The 13112-nt window shown below is 71.0% G+C and carries 10 protein-coding genes; 9 read left to right on the top strand and 1 reads right to left on the bottom strand.

The window, feature by feature from the left end:
- Positions 1 to 192 precede the first annotated feature (192 nt).
- Entirely contained in the window at positions 193 to 1335 is a 1143-nt protein-coding gene (locus V5F53_RS19280; RefSeq protein WP_393997521.1) for a TIGR03032 family protein, read from the bottom strand.
- A 412-nt stretch (positions 1336 to 1747) separates the two neighbouring features.
- Between V5F53_RS19280 and V5F53_RS19275 the strand changes: the two genes are divergently transcribed.
- From V5F53_RS19275 to V5F53_RS19235, 9 genes are all read left to right on the top strand, one after another.
- A complete protein-coding gene (locus V5F53_RS19275) occupies positions 1748 to 4654 on the top strand; it encodes a monovalent cation/H+ antiporter subunit A (RefSeq protein ID WP_393997522.1) in 2907 nt (968 codons plus the stop codon).
- Positions 4654 to 4992 carry a Na+/H+ antiporter subunit C gene (locus tag V5F53_RS19270; protein ID WP_393997544.1) on the top strand — a complete coding sequence of 113 codons (339 nt, stop codon included), beginning with the start codon at positions 4654 to 4656 and terminating at the stop codon, positions 4990 to 4992. Before V5F53_RS19275 ends, V5F53_RS19270 begins: the two co-directional genes overlap by 1 nt.
- Entirely contained in the window at positions 4992 to 6650 is a 1659-nt protein-coding gene (locus tag V5F53_RS19265) for a monovalent cation/H+ antiporter subunit D (protein ID WP_393997523.1), read from the top strand. The genes V5F53_RS19270 and V5F53_RS19265 overlap by 1 nt, the downstream gene beginning before the upstream one ends.
- Positions 6647 to 7135: a Na+/H+ antiporter subunit E gene (locus V5F53_RS19260; RefSeq protein WP_393997524.1), complete on the top strand. Its 489-nt coding sequence runs from the start codon at positions 6647 to 6649 to the stop codon at positions 7133 to 7135. Before V5F53_RS19265 ends, V5F53_RS19260 begins: the two co-directional genes overlap by 4 nt.
- Positions 7136 to 7233: 98 nt before the next feature.
- The gene (locus V5F53_RS19255) at positions 7234 to 7455 is read left to right on the top strand and encodes a K+/H+ antiporter subunit F (protein WP_393997545.1); all 222 of its coding nucleotides are present in this window, start codon (positions 7234 to 7236) and stop codon (positions 7453 to 7455) included.
- Entirely contained in the window at positions 7452 to 7814 is a 363-nt protein-coding gene (mnhG, locus tag V5F53_RS19250) for a monovalent cation/H(+) antiporter subunit G (protein WP_393997525.1), read from the top strand. The genes V5F53_RS19255 and mnhG overlap by 4 nt, the downstream gene beginning before the upstream one ends.
- A gap of 134 nt (positions 7815 to 7948) precedes the next feature.
- Positions 7949 to 9019, top strand: coding sequence for an endonuclease domain-containing protein (locus V5F53_RS19245; RefSeq protein WP_393997526.1), 1071 nt, complete (start codon positions 7949 to 7951; stop codon positions 9017 to 9019).
- The gene (locus tag V5F53_RS19240; RefSeq protein ID WP_393997527.1) at positions 9016 to 9645 is read left to right on the top strand and encodes a hypothetical protein; all 630 of its coding nucleotides are present in this window, start codon (positions 9016 to 9018) and stop codon (positions 9643 to 9645) included. Before V5F53_RS19245 ends, V5F53_RS19240 begins: the two co-directional genes overlap by 4 nt.
- Positions 9646 to 9753: 108 nt before the next feature.
- Positions 9754 to 13110 (top strand): helicase HerA domain-containing protein, encoded by a 3357-nt coding sequence (locus tag V5F53_RS19235; protein ID WP_393997528.1) that lies wholly within the window; start codon positions 9754 to 9756, stop codon positions 13108 to 13110.
- Positions 13111 to 13112: the final 2 nt, after the last annotated feature.

Here is a 13112-nt window from a genome sequence, read left to right as displayed (position 1 = left end):
CCCCGCCAGCCGACTGGCGGACGGGGCCGCCGAGCGAGGGGATCGGGCCACGCCACCTCCTGCCATCCGGCCGGTGGTGCGCGGATGCTCCGGCCGGCCGCAGCGCCCCGTCAACGCTGAACGCGACGGCCCCACCCGGCACCATCGCGCGCGTGCCGCCGGAATGGCCCGCCCCCGGCAGCCCCCGGCCGCTCAGCGCCAGCCCGGGGCTTCCAACGGACGATCCGGCGCCTCGATGGTGATGAGGGAGGCGAGTTCCGGCCCCTGCAGCGGCACCGCCATGGGGCACTGGACGCCGGGCAGAACCACCACGTCGAACAGCTCGCGAATGGCGCCATCCAGCCGGATCCACTCCACCACGTCGCCGGTGGCCAGGTTGATGATCTGCACGCCGCACCAGGCCGCCCCGCCCCGCCGCGCGATCTCCTCCTCCAGCGGCAGGCCTGCGAAGGAGAGATTGCGGGGCAGAGAGAGCGTGACGATGGCGTGTCCCTCGTGGAAAGCCAGGCCGCGCATGAAGCCCGGGCAGAAGGCCACATCCGTCTTCGCCCCGGTCTGCGGATCGATCCGCACCAGATAGCCGCGCGCGCTGTCCAGGACGTAGAGCTGCCCCCCGTGGAGACGGGGCGAATGGGGCATGCTGAAGCCATCCGCAACCACCTGATCGTCATCGACGCGGATCACCACGCCGCCGCCGACACGATGCTCGCGCCAGCCGTCCACCACGTCGGTGCGGGCCACCGCGGTCACGTAGCGCACGCGCCCGTCCTCCAGGCACAGGCCATTGAGATGGCAGCGGTCCTCGGCGGCGAGGCGGGATACGAACTTCGGGCGCCACAGCGGCTTGAAACTGTGCACGCCGCTGACCGTGGCGAGGCAAGAATAGCGGGTATTGACGAATACCACCCGGCCGCCGGCCTCCACCGCGATCTCGTGGGCATCCACATCGCCGGTCACCGCGGCCGCGCGCGGCGCGTAGAGGCGGTCGAAGTGGGTGTTGGCGCGCTCAGTCGGGCCAAGCACGTTCTCCAGCCGCCAGATCTGCAGCAGGGAGGCAAGGTAGAGCGCATTTCCCGCCCGCCACAGGCCCATGGCGCGGACGAAATCGCGCTGATGAAAGGACACGTTGGCATTTTCGAAGCGGCCGATCAGAAACAGCTGGCCGGTCTGGTAGGACGAGAACGCGAGGCTGGCCTGATGGCGCGACAGCCAGGCGGAGAAGGTGCGCGAGCAGCTGATGCTGGTGGTGGCCTGAGCCGCAGACGCCGGATCGGCGCCCTCCGCCGGCGCGGGGAGGTCCGCACGGTCCGCGCCCATGTCGTTCTGGTTGCTCATGGACACACGCCGCCTCATCCGCCGCGCTCCGGAGCGGCCGGAATCGTCCGGCGCGTCTCCCCTGGCGCGGCCAAGCTTGGCGTGGCCACGGGATCGCGTCAATCGGGTCCGACCGCCGCCACGGAGCGCCGCCGGTGCCAGCGGCGGATCGTCGCCGCGCCGCTTGCCCGCGCGGCGCCGCGGGAGGCCCGCGGGGTCTCGGGCGACGAAGAAACCAGGGCTGGACCGGCCATCCACTGGTCAAGCCTGGAGCGGCGACGGTCCACAGGGGATGATCGACGCACCCGGTTCGGGCACCGGGTTGCGCATGGCAGTCTTGATCGCGTGCAACAAAGTCCCGCATAGTGGTTCAGGAATCGCATGCACGGATGGCGAACCGGGTGATCTCAGCAAGGGGGTAGAGAGCGCTGGCATGTCCAACGAGATATTGATCCTCGCCCTCGTTGGTCTGCCTTTTCTTGGAAGCCTCATCACGAGCGTCGTTCCGCGCGAGGCGCGCACGCCCGCCGTGCTGGTGGCCGCCGCCGTCACGCTGGCCACCACCGCCATCACCATCTGGCTTTATCCCCAGACCCAGGCGGGCGGCGCCATCGGCTTCTCCCTGGAGTGGATTCCGGCGCTCGGCCTCAATTTCAGCCTGCGCCTCGACGGGCTCGCCTGGCTGTTCGCGTTCCTGGTCTGCGGCATCGGCGCTCTGGTGGTGCTCTACGCCCATTATTACATTTCCCAGGAAGACCCGGCGCCCCGCTTCTTCAGCTTCCTGCTGGCCTTCAAGGGGGCGATGCTGGGGGTGGCCCTATCGGGAAACCTGCTGCTGCTGGTGTTTTTCTGGGAACTGACGAGCCTGTTCTCGTTCCTCCTCATCGGCTACTGGCACCACAACGTGACCGCCCGCGACGGAGCCCGGATGGCACTGACGGTCACCGCCGGCGGCGGCGTGTGCCTGTTCGTGGGCGTCATCCTGCTCGGCCGCATCGTCGGCAGCTACGATCTCGACGTGGTGCTGAAGTCCGGCGAAGTCATCCGCTCCAGCCCGCTCTATGCGCCGGTCCTGGTGCTGTTCCTGCTCGGCGCCCTCACCAAGAGCGCCCAGTTTCCGTTCCACTTCTGGCTCCCCAATGCCATGGCGGCACCCACGCCCGTCTCGGCCTACCTGCATTCGGCCACCATGGTGAAGGCCGGGGTGTTCCTGCTGGCGCGGCTGTGGCCGGTGATGGCGGGCACCGATACCTGGTTCTACCTGGTGGTGCCGGCGGGCCTGGCGACACTGGTGCTGGGCGCCTATTTCGCCATCTTCCAGCAGGACCTGAAGGGGCTGCTGGCCTATTCCACCATCAGCCATCTCGGGCTCATCACCCTGCTGCTCGGCCTCGGCAGCCCGCTGGCGGCGGTGGCGGCGGTATTCCACATCATGAACCACGCCATCTTCAAGGCGTCGCTGTTCATGGCCGCCGGCATCATCGACCACGAGACCGGCACCCGCGACCTGCGGCGGCTGAGCGGGCTGTGGCGCTCCATGCCCATCACCGGATCGCTGGCCATGGTGGCGGCGGCGGCCATGGCCGGGGTGCCGCTGCTCAACGGCTTCCTTTCCAAGGAGATGTTCTTCGCCGAGGCTGTGGCCAATCACACCGGCTCGCTGCTGGACGATTCCCTGCCCTATTTCGCCACCCTGGCCGGCATGTTCTCGGTGGCCTACTCGCTGCGCTTCATCCTCGGCACCTTCTTCGGCCCGCCGGCCACGAACCTGCCGCGCCAGCCGCACGAGCCGCCGCACTGGATGCGCTTTCCCATCGAGCTGCTGGTGCTCATCTGCATCGTCATCGGCGTCATCCCCGGCCTGTCGGTGGGCGGGCTGCTGGCCGATGCCGCGCGCGCCACGGTGGGGGCGGAGCTGCCCTATTACAGCCTCGCGGTGTGGCACGGCTTCACCCTGCCGCTGCTGATGAGCGTGATCGCCATGGCCGGCGGCATCGTGCTCTACCTCGCCCTGCGGGGCATGCTCGCCAGCGGGGCGGAAGGGCCGCCGCTGATGCACGACCTGAAGGCCCAGCGCATCTTCGAAGGCGTCATGGTGACGCTGTCGTGGAAATGGGCCCGCTCGCTGGAACGCCTCCTGGGCACGCGGCGGCTGCAGCCGCAGTTGCGGGCGCTGGTGCTGGCGGCGATCATGGCCGGGCTCGTGCCGCTGGTGCTGCACGGCGCGGCCACTCCCGGCGGCCGGCTGGTCACGCCGGCGCCCCCCGGCTTCATCCTCATGTGGCTCATCGCCCTGGCCTGCGCCCTGGGCGCGGCGCACCAGGCCAAGTTCCACCGCCTCGCGGCGCTGGTGCTGCTGGGCGGGGCGGGGCTCGTCACCTGCGTCACATTTCTCTGGCTGTCGGCCCCGGATCTGGCGCTGACCCAGCTGCTGGTGGAGATCGTCACCACCGTGCTGCTGCTGCTGGGCCTGCGCTGGCTGCCCAAGCGGCTGGTGCCGCTGCGGGAGCAGCAAGCCTCCGGCGCGGTGGTGGCCCGCCGCCTGCGCGACCTCGGCCTGTCGGTGGTGGTGGGGCTCGGCCTGTCGCTGCTGGCCTATGCCATGATGACCCGGCCGCTGCCGGAATCGGTGTCCCGCTTCTTCGTGGAGCGCGCCTATCTGGAGGGCGGCGGCACCAATATCGTCAACGTCATCCTGGTGGACTTCCGCGGCTTCGACACCCTGGGCGAGATCACCGTGCTGTGCGTGGTGGCGCTCACCGTGTTCGCCATGCTGCGCCGCTTCCGGCCGGCGCCGGACAATCTCGATGCCCCGGAACAGCAGCGCGTGCAGAATGCCTATGACGAGGCCGCGCCCGACCGCAAGGTGGGCGACACGGTGAGCGACTACCTGCTCATCCCGCGCCTCGTCATGCAGTGGCTGTTCCCGGCCATCGCCGTCGTCGCGGTGTATGTGTTCATGCGCGGGCACGACCTGCCGGGCGGGGGCTTTGCCGCCGGCATCGTCCTGTCCATCGCCTTCGTCACCCAATACATGGCGAGCGGCGTGCGCGGCGCCGAGGCCGACCTCAGGGTGCTGCCGCTGCGCTGGATGGGCCTCGGCCTGCTGACGGCCGGCGCCACCGGGCTCGCCGGCTTCGCCTTCGGCTATCCCTTCCTCAGCTCCCATGCGCGCTACCTGCACCTGCCGCTGGTGGGCGACGTGCCCGTGGCCTCGGCCCTGGTGTTCGACCTCGGCGTGTTCGCGCTGGTGGTGGGGGCCACGGTGCTGATGCTGATCGCCCTTGCCCACCAATCCTTGCGTGGCTCGCGCGATGCGCGCAGCGCGGGAGAGCCATGATGGAAACCATCCTCGCCATCGGCATCGGCGTGTTCGCGGGAGCCGGCGTGTGGCTGCTGCTGCGGCCGCGCACCTTCCAGGTCATCATCGGCCTGTCGCTGCTGTCCTATGCCGTCAACCTGTTCATCTTCGCCATGGGGCGGGTGACCGTGGGCGCGCCGCCGATCCTGGAGAAGGGCACCGCCGGTGATCCCGCCGCGTTCGCCGACCCCATGCCCCAGGCCCTGGTGCTGACCGCCATCGTCATCGGCTTCGCCATGACGGCGCTGTTCCTGGTGGTGATGCTGGCGGCGCGCGGGCGCACCGGAACCGACCATGTGGACGGGCTCGGCGACTGATGGAGCGGCTGACCCTCAACACCCTCATCGTCCTGCCGGTGGTGCTGCCGCTGATGGCCGGCGCCTTCCTGCTGCTGTTCAACGATCGCCGGCGCCGGCTGAAGGTGGCGGTGAGCCTCGGCACGCTGGTGGCGCTGCTCGGCACGGCCATCGCCCTGCTCGCCACCTGCCACGCCGGCGGCGCGGCCGGCACCGGGTTGGTGATGGTCCACCTGCTCGGCGACTGGCCGGCGCCGTTCGGCATCGTGCTGGTGGCGGACCGGCTGTCGGCGCTGATGCTGACCCTCACCGCCATTCTGGCCTGCGCCAGCTTCGTGTTCGCGCTGGCGCGCTGGCACCGGGCCGGGCCGCGCTTCTATTCCATGTTCCTGTTCCTGCAGATGGGCTTGAACGGCGCCTTCCTCACCGGCGACCTGTTCAACCTGTTCGTGTTCTTCGAGGTGATGCTGGCCGCCTCCTATGGCCTGGTGCTGCACGGCTCCGGCATCGCCCGCATCAAGGCCGGGCTGCACTACATCCCCATCAACCTCGTCGCCTCCTCGCTGTTCCTGGTGGGGGTGAGCCTGATCTACGGCGTCACCGGCACCCTCAACATGGCCGACCTCGCCGGCCGCGTCGCCGCCATCGACCCAGGCGAGCGGGTGCTGCTGGAAACCGGGGCGGCGATCCTGGCCGTCGCCTTCCTGGTGAAGGCCGCCATGTGGCCGCTGAACTTCTGGCTGCCCACCACCTATGCCGCAGCGAGCGCGCCGGTGGCCGCCATGTTCGCGGTGATGACGAAGGTCGGGGTGTACGTGATCCTGCGCCTCAGCCTGCTGCTGTTCGGCGCGCAGGCGGGGCCATCGGCGGGCTTCGGCGCGGCATGGCTGCTCTACGGCGGGCTCGCCACCATCGCCTTCGGCGCCATCGGCGTGCTCGCCTCCCAGTCCATGCCGCGGCTGGCCGGATACTCCGTCATCGTCTCGTCCGGCACCCTGCTGGCGGCCATGGGCATCGGCGACCCGGCGATCATCTCCGGCGCGCTCTATTATCTCGTCAGCTCCACCCTCGCCATCAGCGCCTTCTTTCTCCTCATCGAGCTGGTGGAACGCGGCCGCGCCGCCGGTGCCGACGTCATCGCCGTCTCCATGGAGGTGTTCGGCGATGATGAGGAGGCCGGCGCCCATGCCGGGCCGGAGGTGGGCTTCGCCCTGCCGCTCACCATGGCGGCGCTGGGCGGCGCCTTCGTCGCCTGCGCGCTGCTGCTGTCGGGCCTGCCGCCGCTGTCGGGCTTCATCGCCAAGCTGGCGATGCTGGAGGCCCTGACCGGCGCCAGCGGCCCCATCCCCGGGGCCGCCTGGGTGATGATCGTGCTGCTGGTGATTTCGGGCTTCGCGGCGCTCATCGCCATGGTGCGCACCGGCATCACCACCTTCTGGGTGCCCATGCACGGCAATCTTCCCAGCGTCCGGGCCGTGGAATTCACCCCGGTCGCCGGCCTGCTGCTGGCGTGCCTCGCCATGGCCGCCTTCGGCGGTCCGGTGCTGCGCTTCACGGAGGCGACCTCGCGGATGCTCCATGCGCCCACCGCCTATGTGCATGCGGTGCTCACCGCGCCCCGCACCGGGTCCGCGCCCGCGCCGAAGCCGCCGCACGGCGGCATGGAGACCGGCCGATGAGCCGCATCCTGCCCCATCCCCTCCTGTTCCTGGCGCTGCTCGCCATGTGGCTGCTGCTCAACCAGAGCCTCTCTCCGGGCCAGATCATCCTTGGTTCGGCGGTCGCCTATGCCGCGTCCTGGACCCTGTCGGCCTTCAACCATCCGCCGAGCCGGCTGCGGCGCCCCTCCGCGATGGTCCGGCTGGCGCTGCGGGTGCTGGCGGACATCTTCCGCTCCAACCTCGCGGTGGGCCGGATCATCCTCGCCGGAACCCCGCCCTCCGGGCGATCCGGCTTCATGACCATCCCGCTCGACCTGCGCGACCGCAACGGGCTGGCGCTGCTCGCCATCATCCTGACGGCCACTCCCGGCACCTTGTGGATGAACTATGATGCCGCCAAGGGCGAACTGCTGTTGCACGTGCTGGACCTGGTGGACGAGGCCCATTGGGTGGAATTGATCAAGCATCGCTACGAACGGCTGCTGATGGAGATCTTCGAATGAGCGCCCTGTGGGCCGGCGGACTCTGGGACAGCGCGCCGTGGGCCACCCTCGTCCTCGGCGGCGCCCTGACCCTCGCCCAGGTGCTGCTGGGGCTGGCCATGGGCTGCGCCGCCCTGCGGATGCTGCGCGGTCCCCGCGCCCAGGACCGCATCCTCGGCCTCGACACCCTTTATGTGAACACCATGCTGCTGTTCCTCACCCTCGGCATCCGGGAGGGCAATCCGCACTTCTTCGAGGCGGCGTTGATCATCGGCCTGCTGGGCTTCGTCGGCACCGTGGCGTTCGCCAAGTTCCTCATGCGCGGCGAGGTGATCGAATGACCAGCGCCCCCGAGCTGCCGGCCTGGGCGGCCCTGCTGGTGGCGGCCTTCGTGATCGCCGGCGCCGCCATCACCCTGCTCGGCTCGGCCGGACTGTGGCGGCTGAACTCCTTCTACGCCCGGGTCCATGCCCCCACCCTCGGGGCGACGCTGGGCACCGGCTGCGTCCTGATCGCCTCCATGCTGTGCTTCTCGGTGCTGGGCAGCCGGCCGGTCCTGCATGAGATCCTGATCGCCGTATTCGTCACCGTCACCACTCCAGTCACGCTGATGCTGCTGGCGCGCGCCGCCCTCTACCGCGACCGGACCGAGCAGAACCCCGAAGTGCCAAGGTCCATCCTCCCCAAAGCTCCGGATTAGGCCACGGCCGCCTCCCCCCGGCGGCGCCATCGGGGGTTACACCATGCAACAGCTTCAACCGGCCCCGGATCGATGCTACCTCTTCCCTGGGGAGGCGGCAGGTGCGGGGCACGGGAACAATGGAAGGGGCGGCGATGGCGCGGGCGCCCGCCGTCGCATCGGGTGTACCGGAGTGGCGGCGGCTGTCGGCCCTGGTGGGACACCGCCGCGCGGTCGCCGTGGCGGGGATCCGGTGCGACCAGATGGTCGCCGCCAGCGACATGCTCGGCGCCGATGCCGGAGTGCGCCTGGCTTTGTATCCCCTGGCGGCCCCCGCGTCCTTCGCCGGGCTCGTCGATGGCCTCCTCGATCATCTCGCGACCACCCTGGGCGGGTTGTGGCCCGCGTGGCATCCGCTCGCGGCGCGGTTCGACGCCGATTCCGCCCTCGCCCGGGCCGCCCTCGACCTTGCGGCGGCGGACCTTGCCCCGCGGCTCGGCGTCTCGCCGGCCTGGCTGCGACGGGCCGGCGCCCGGGCGCTTGCCGGGGAAATGCCCCGCGCCGCCGACCTGCCGCCGCCGGCGGAGCTGCACGACCTGTGCGCCGCCATCACCTGCGGCAGCGGCGGACGGCGGCTGGTGATCGCCCTCGATCCGCGGGCGCCCGAGGCGGCGTTCGGCCCCTGGCTTGAAGCCCTGTGCCGCTGGGTGGTCAACCATGCGGACGTGGATGTCTGGATTACCGAGCCGGCCGCGCGCTGGGACACCCTCTCCGTGCTGCGCCCGCCCGGTGATGCGGCCGCGCGGACGCCACCGCCGGCCGAGGACGCCCGTGCCCCGTCCCTGCCGTTCTTCGGCGGCATCCTTGGACAACCCAACCCCCACAGCCCGGCTGAGCTGGCGCTGGCGCGGGCCCTGGCCCGCGCCGACTGGGCCGGCGCCTTCGGCTTCAACCGCATGGTGGACATCACCGCCCGGCCAAAGGTGGACATCCTGTGGGAACAGGAACGGCTGGTGGTGGAGATCGACGGCGCCGACCACCGTGCCCGGACCAAATATGCCCAGGACCGGGACCGCGATTTCGCGCTGCTCCATGCCGGCTATGTGGTGCTGCGGCTCACCAACGAGCAAGTGCTCGGCGACTTGCAGCTTTCGCTTGCAAAGGTAAAGGCGGTTCTGGCACGTCGGCGAGACGCGGGAATCTCAAGAATCGGATGGGGACCATGACCACCGAGCTGAAGCCCAATCAACGCCTGTTCCTCCTCACCTTGATGGCGCGGGGCGGCAACGCCCTGAACTCCGACATCATCGCCGTGGTGGCGCTGCAGGCGCCGGACCGCGCGCAGCTGGAAAGCCGGGGCCTGCTCCAGAAGACCAAGCACGGCCGCACCTTCGCCCTGGAACTGACGGACAGGGGGTGGTCGCTGGCCCGCGCGGACTTCACCGCGCCGGCACCGGCGGGCAGTTCCGCCACCCGCGCGCTCTATGCCGTCCTCGCCCGCCTCGGCGCCTACATGGACGCCCGGCGCCTCGCCGCCGCGGATGTCTTCGGCCCGCTGCCGGCGGAACAGGACGCGGCGCCCGCCGGGCCGGGACCGGCGGAGGACGCCATCGAGGCTGCCTACCGCGCCCTGGTCCAGCGGCCGCAGGGGTGGCTGCGCCTCTCGGCCCTGCGCCAGGCGCTGCCGGGCTTCGACGCGACCACCATCGACACCGCCCTGCTCGGCCTGCTGGCGGCGCGCCGGGTCAGCATCGAGCCGGTGGTGGACCAGAAGACGCTGACCGAGCAGGACCGCGCCGCCGGGCTGAAGCTGGGCGCCGCGACCGCCCACCATTTCGCGTTCCTCGACTGAGGCCGCACCGCGCACGCGCCCGGCGACAAGCGCCGGTTCACACTGCACACCAGGTCGGGATGCCAAGACGGACCGAAAGGCCCGCGCATGCTGGGGAGGTCAGGACAGATGACGGCGGAGCTCGCGGCCCTGCAGGAACACCGCTTCGACTGGGTCCATTCCCTCGACAGCGTGTGGACCGATTCCCGGCTCCACGTGGACGCCCTCCACGCCGCCGAGCGCGCCCGCATCCTCACCGCCTTCGGCGACGCCGAGAAGAGCCTGGAGCACGCCCCCGCGACCGGCTCGCCCCCGGGCCTGTTCCTGGTGGGCGGCAAGGGCCTCGGCAAGACCCACCTGCTTGGCTCGGTGCGCCGGGAGGTGTGGCAGCGGGGCGGATACTTCTTCCTGGTCGAGCTGCTGGACGGTCAGGCCTTCTGGCAATGCGTCGTCAACGCCTATGCCACCGGACTGGTGCGGGAGCTGCCGAGGGGGCGGCGACAGGCCGGCAGCCGCATCCAGCCGACCGAGCCCGTGCGGCAGGTGGACCTTTGGGCCCATCGCTTCGCCCTGCGTCTCGGGCACCGGCCGGAAGACGGCGAGTACAATTTCCTGGTGGGTCGCCATTATGACGCCCAGCTCGTCGGCGTGCTCATCACGCGCCTGCGCGCGCCACGGCCGGGCGGGCTGCGCTTGCCGGGCGGCGCGCTCGGCATCGCGATCTCCGATATGTTGCGGGCCTTGCTGCTGCTGAAGAGCCGGCACGAACAGGCGGCATACGGCGAGATGCTGCTGCTTGGCGTGCCCCTGGATCCGGAGGACCGCCGCGCCCTCGGCTTCATGAGCGAGTCCATCGACGCCCAGACCTGTGTCACCGCGCTCTCCTGGCTGCTGGGACAGACCGGCGCCAGCCTCGTCGCCTTCGACCAGCTGGACGTGCTGCTGGACACCCTGGCGGTGATGAAGAAGCCCGACCAGCTGGCGCAGATCTCCCACGGCCTCATGGGCATGAAGGAGCACACCACCGCCACCCTCACCCTGGTGTCGTGCTTTCCCGAGACCATGGAGTATATCGAGCGCAAGACCGTGGGCGCCGCCAAGGACCGGTTCCGGGCGCTGCCGGTGACCCTGTCGCGGCGCATCGACGGACCGGTGGCGGAAGACATCGTCGCGCGCCGCCTGGCGCCGGGATATGCGCGGATCGGCTTTCGCCCGCCGTTCGCCACCTGGCCCATCGCCGCCAGCGCCTTCGCCGACGGCGACCTGCCCAGCTTCACGCCCCGCGAGCTGATTTCCGAGGTGGCCCAGCATGTCGGACTCTGCATCGAAGCCGGTGCGGCCCGCGTGCTGGCATCCTTCCGGAAGCCGGAGGAGAGGCAATCCCCGGCGGGGTCCGCGGATGATGCCCGGACGAAACGCGAAGGCAACGGCAGGGGCGAGACCGAAACCACCCGCGCCGACGCGGACCTGTCGCGGCTCGACGCCCTGTTCGACAGCCTCCGCGCCGCCGCCCCGGCCAATGCCCTGGACCCCCGGACTGAAAACACGGCCGTCCCGGACCTGCTGCGCGCCGGCCTGGAGGCCTGGATCAACGAGCGGCCCGACCACAGCGCCTACGCCCTGGAGACCGATTTCGGCACCGGCGCGCCCGCCCTGCATGCGCGCTTGCGGCGCGCGTTGTCGGAGCAGTCGGAGGCCGAGGAAAGCTGGGCATTTCGCGCCATCGGCGCCAGCCATCACGCGGCGGTGCGGGCAGCGCTGCGCCACGCCGCCGGCGCATCCGGCATCGGCCTCCTCAAGGAGCTGCGGCACCTGGTGATCCTGCGCAACGCGGCCTGGCCCAACGGCGCGGCGACCGCCAAGGCGGTTGCCGCGCTCACGACGGACGGCGCCGAGGTCCGCCCCCTCGACGCCGGCGACATGCAAGTGCTCTCGGCGCTGCAGCAGATGCTCGACGCCAAGCCCGCCGGATTGGTCCGATGGCTGCGCGCCCGCCGGCCGACCCGGCGCATCCGCCTGTTCGCCGACTGCCTGCCCGCCGACGACACCGCCACCCGCACCACCCCATCGATGCCGACGCAGAGCCCGACGCAGGGACAACGCGAGTCCGTGCAAGCCGGCAGCGATCCCGATGTTGCGGACCGCCCCGCCCACGCCCCGGCCGCTCCGCCGGAGACGCCCAACCCCGCCGCCCTGCCCATCGGCTACCGAGGCGCGCCGGAACAGGGCGGCCCGCCGGTGGCGCTGCCGCTGCCGCGCCTGCGCCAGCACGCGGCGGTGTTCGCCGGCTCGGGCTCGGGCAAGACGGTGCTGCTGCGCCGGATCATCGAGGAGGCCGCCCTGCGCGGCATCTCCTCCATCGTGCTCGACACCAACAACGACCTCGCCCGGCTCGGCGAGGCATGGCCGGCGCCGCCGCGCGGCTGGGTTCCCGGCGACGCGGCGCGGGCCCGGCGCCTGCTCGACGAGACCGACGTGGTGATCTGGACCCCGGGCCGCGCCGACGGGCGGGCCCTGAACCTGCGCCCCCTGCCGGACTTCGGCTCCATCGCCGACGACCGGTTCGAACTGCAGCAGGCGGTGGACATGGCAACGGCGACGCTCGCGCCCCTGGCCGGCTGCGATGGGCCGAGCCCGAACGCCCAGCGCGCCCGCGCCGTGCTGAAAAGCGCCATCGAGCTGTTCGCCCGGAGCGGCGGGGAGGCGCTGTCCAGCTTCATCGGCCTGCTCGCGGCCCTGCCGGAGACCCTCAGCGACATCCGCAACGCCCCCAACATCGCCGCCGGCCTCGCCGACAACCTCCTGGCCCAGTGCAAGCTGAACGTGCTGCTGCGCGACCAGGGCGACCCGCTGGACCCCGGCCTGCTGCTGGCGCCCGCCGGCGGCAGGAGCGCCCGCGTCTCGGTCATCAGCTTCGTCGGCCTGCCCGACGCGGACGTGCGGCAGAGCTTCGTCAACCAGCTCCACATGGCGCTGTTCGCCTGGCTGAAGAAGCATCCGGCCCAGGGCCCGCTGGGCGGGCTCTACGTGATGGACGAGGCGCAGAATTTCGCCCCCTCGGGCCAGGCCACCCCGTGCCGGCAGAGCACCATCTCGCTGGTCTCCCAGGCCCGCAAGTACGGGCTCGGCATGGTTTTCGCCACCCAGGCGCCCAAGGGCATCCACAATGCCATCAGCGGCAATTGCCTCACCCAGTTCTTCGGCCGGCTCAATCACCCGACCCAGATCGAGGCCGCCAAGGAGCTGGCCGCAGCGCGCGGCGGCCGGGTGAACGACATCAGCACCCTCTCCACCGGGGAGTTCTACGCCTCCAGCGAAGACCTCCCCGTCACCCGGCTGCGCATGCCCAACTGCCTCACCCACCATCCCGCCGCGCCGCCGTCCGACGACGAGGTCCTGGCCCGCGCCCGCGCGGCCCGCGCCGCGGCCACGAATGAAACGCCACCGGCGGCCGAGCCCCTTCCCCGGCGGACGAGGCGCGGCTGAGC

Source organism: Xanthobacter cornucopiae, assembly GCF_043195065.2.
Taxonomy (GTDB): Bacteria; Pseudomonadota; Alphaproteobacteria; order Rhizobiales; family Xanthobacteraceae; genus Xanthobacter.
Note: the sequence above shows the minus strand (reverse complement) of the source record. Positions and strands in the feature narration are given on the sequence as shown.

Bases quoted from the DNA above. Each gene is read 5' to 3' on its own strand.
- V5F53_RS19280 (WP_393997521.1), bottom strand. From the start codon at position 1,335: ATGAGCAACCAGAACGACATGGGCGCGGACCGTGCGGACCTCCCCGCG.
- V5F53_RS19275 (WP_393997522.1), top strand. From the start codon at position 1,748: ATGTCCAACGAGATATTGATCCTCGCCCTCGTTGGTCTGCCTTTTCTT.
- V5F53_RS19270 (WP_393997544.1), top strand. From the start codon at position 4,654: ATGGAAACCATCCTCGCCATCGGCATCGGCGTGTTCGCGGGAGCCGGC.
- V5F53_RS19265 (WP_393997523.1), top strand. From the start codon at position 4,992: ATGGAGCGGCTGACCCTCAACACCCTCATCGTCCTGCCGGTGGTGCTG.
- V5F53_RS19260 (WP_393997524.1), top strand. From the start codon at position 6,647: ATGAGCCGCATCCTGCCCCATCCCCTCCTGTTCCTGGCGCTGCTCGCC.
- V5F53_RS19255 (WP_393997545.1), top strand. From the start codon at position 7,234: ATGGGCTGCGCCGCCCTGCGGATGCTGCGCGGTCCCCGCGCCCAGGAC.
- mnhG (WP_393997525.1), top strand. From the start codon at position 7,452: ATGACCAGCGCCCCCGAGCTGCCGGCCTGGGCGGCCCTGCTGGTGGCG.
- V5F53_RS19245 (WP_393997526.1), top strand. From the start codon at position 7,949: ATGGCGCGGGCGCCCGCCGTCGCATCGGGTGTACCGGAGTGGCGGCGG.
- V5F53_RS19240 (WP_393997527.1), top strand. From the start codon at position 9,016: ATGACCACCGAGCTGAAGCCCAATCAACGCCTGTTCCTCCTCACCTTG.
- V5F53_RS19235 (WP_393997528.1), top strand. From the start codon at position 9,754: ATGACGGCGGAGCTCGCGGCCCTGCAGGAACACCGCTTCGACTGGGTC.